General features: G+C 53.8%; 1 protein-coding gene. It reads right to left on the minus strand.

The features are described 5' to 3' along the window. Positions 1–420 (minus strand): IS6 family transposase (locus ASILVAE211_RS25905; protein ID WP_227324226.1); only part of this gene is annotated, 420 nt, incomplete at its 3' end. Positions 421–452: the final 32 nt, after the last annotated feature.

Consider the following 452-nt stretch of genomic DNA (forward strand, 5'->3'; position numbering starts at 1 on the left):
GTCCAACGTGATTGTCCGCGGCGCAGATCCTTGGCGTTTGATCGCTTTGTTTAAGAACGCTTTGGCAGCGGCCACATCGCGCCGGCGGCTCAGACGGAAATCCACGGTTTGGCCATACCTATCAACCGCCCGATAAAGATACACCCATTCTCCCCGGACCTTGATATAGGTTTCGTCAACCCTCCATGATTGCCCGGCCGGAATAGCAAAGCGCTGCCAGCGTCGTTCGAATTCGGGTATATAGCGGCGCACCCATCGCATGATGGTGGTATGCGCCATCGGTAGGCCGCGCTCCTCCATCATCTCTACCAAATCGCGGAAACTGAGCTTGAAACGCAAATACCACCGAATACAGAGAATGATGATCTCACGATCAAAATGCCGGCCCGAAAACAAATCATCCAAGACCAGCGTCCGCATCCGACTGTTATTCCGCGAAATTACCACACCAA

The organism is Acidisoma silvae, from assembly GCF_020618775.1.
Taxonomy (GTDB): Bacteria; Pseudomonadota; Alphaproteobacteria; order Acetobacterales; family Acetobacteraceae; genus Acidisoma; species Acidisoma silvae.